Source organism: Solimonas variicoloris DSM 15731, from assembly GCF_000382285.1.
Taxonomy (GTDB): domain Bacteria; phylum Pseudomonadota; class Gammaproteobacteria; order Nevskiales; family Nevskiaceae; genus Solimonas; species Solimonas variicoloris.
Genome location: NZ_KB907968.1, coordinates 1 through 1,944, shown reverse-complemented (window position 1 = coordinate 1,944; position 1,944 = coordinate 1). Strand labels below are relative to the sequence as shown.

Here is a 1,944-nt window from a genome sequence, read left to right as displayed (position 1 = left end):
TCCGACAGGTCTTGGCATAGCGCAGGCCCGCCTTGCAGCGTTCTGTGAGTAGCGCTTAGTAAAGACGACGTATATACTTTGTTAGTATTAAGTGGCAGGAGGCCCCGATCATGTCAAAACAAGCCGTTTTCACGATGAAGCTGGAGCCCGAGTTGCGCGCCGAGTTCATGGCCGAAGCCGAAGCGGCCCATCGCCCGGCGTCGCAAGTCCTGCGCGAGTTGATGCGCGAGTTCATTCAGAGCCAGCGCAAGTCGCGCGAGTACGACGAGTTCCTGCGCCGCAAGGTCGAGGCCGGCCGGGCTTCAATGCGCGCTGGATTGGGGCGATCGAACGATGAAGTTGAGGCCGAATTCGCCGCACGGCGTGCCAGTGTGGCGAGGCAGTCGTGAGAGTTGTTTGGACGCCCGAAGCGCAGCAAGACCGTGCCGATGTGTGGGACTACATCGCAGCCGACAATCCGCGCGCGGCGGCCCGGATGGATGAGATTTTCAGCGATGCGGCCGCCCGGTTGACCCAGCACCCCATGTTGGGCAAGCCGGGAATCGTTCCTGGCACCCGCGAGTTGATCCCGCATGAAAGCTATCGCCTGGTGTACCAGATCGACGGCGAAACGGCGTGGATACTGACGCTGGTTCACACGGCCCGCCTGTGGCCGCCTGTGCGCGATTAAGAAACAATCATGGCAACGATGAAACGGCGCGTTGACTGACTGCTTTCGAGCCAGACCGCGGTCGGCGGCAGGCGGCCATGACCAGACCGTCACCTGACCCGAAGAGCTGACGCTTAAAGGTCAGCTCCACTCCGAAAGCGGCCTGCTCTATCCCCGATGATCGACCACAACGGCCATTCACTTCCCTGCTGGGAAGCGGCTTCAGTGCGCGTTACAACAGCCGCTTCAACCTCGCGCGCTTACGATTCCTGGCTACGATCACCGCGCTCTTCAGGAATCCGCTCCACAAGATCAAGGAGCGTCCACCCCGATCGGGATGGGACGCCATGGATCAAAACTTCAGAATCTCGCCATCAGCGGGAATCCGGACGCGATCCTCGATGCCGTTCTGCTGGACGTAGTCCTGCAGTTGCTCGCGGCTCAAGGTCATGTGATTGATCGCATCCATATGGACGGCGACGATGGTCGCGTTCGGCGCGCCGCGATACGCGCGGAGGACATCGTCCTTGCCCATGATGATCGACCCGGGGAAACCGACCAGACGAGCGTCGCCTGCGTTCAGGATGACCACGCTGGGTTTGAAGCTGGCCAAGGTCTGTTCGACCTCGCTGCGCCAAATGGTATCGCCGACGAGGTAGACGGTGGGCGAGCCCGGTGCCTGGAAGACGACGCCCATGGCCTCACCCAAAAGCTCGGCCAGCGGCTTTTCGGCATACATCTCATTCGTGCCGTGCTGGCCGCCAGCCTTCGTCAGGCGAACGCCCTCGAAAACGGTGTTCTCGCCAACGACTCGAACATCGGTGAAGCCCTGCGCACGAATGATTTTGGCGTCGGCTTCGTTCTGCACAAACAAGGGCATGCTTTTTGGAATCAACTGGTGCTCACCACCGTCCCAATGGTCGAGATGCGTATGCGTCACGATCACCGCATCCACGCCCTTCAGCACATCCTGCGCCGGCATGGGAAGCTCGACGAGCGGATTGGCCAGATGACTGCGAACCGTACCTTCAAAGCCCGGATAGGCGCCCTTTTTCGCCAGCATGGGGTCGATCAGGAAGACCTTGCCCGCGTAGCTGATTTTCGACGTGGCGTTGCGGATATGCTGCATCTGCGCCGCTGCCGTGGTCGGCGTCGAGACCTCGGCGGCTGCGTGCGCCGATATACCCACTACCCCGAGGGACAGTGCGAGCGCGATGCTACGAAAGAGTGTTATGGGCTGCATGTTGGTGCTCCAGAGACGACGTTGATCGGAAGCTGCATTGTGGGCAAGCTGC

3 protein-coding genes are annotated in these 1,944 nt (G+C 60.8%); 2 read left to right on the top strand and 1 reads right to left on the bottom strand.

Annotated elements, in window-relative coordinates:
- The first annotated feature begins 110 nt into the window (after positions 1–110).
- Complete coding sequence (locus H149_RS0119140) at positions 111–389, top strand: hypothetical protein (protein ID WP_012585367.1); 279 nt, start codon at positions 111–113, stop codon at positions 387–389.
- Positions 386–670: a type II toxin-antitoxin system RelE/ParE family toxin gene (locus H149_RS0119135; protein ID WP_012585366.1), complete on the top strand. Its 285-nt coding sequence runs from the start codon at positions 386–388 to the stop codon at positions 668–670. The genes H149_RS0119140 and H149_RS0119135 overlap by 4 nt, the downstream gene beginning before the upstream one ends.
- 331 nt (positions 671–1,001) lie before the next feature.
- On the opposite strand, the gene H149_RS0119130 is transcribed toward H149_RS0119135, so the two are convergent.
- Positions 1,002–1,892 (bottom strand): MBL fold metallo-hydrolase, encoded by an 891-nt coding sequence (locus H149_RS0119130; protein WP_020651372.1) that lies wholly within the window; start codon positions 1,890–1,892, stop codon positions 1,002–1,004.
- Positions 1,893–1,944: the final 52 nt, after the last annotated feature.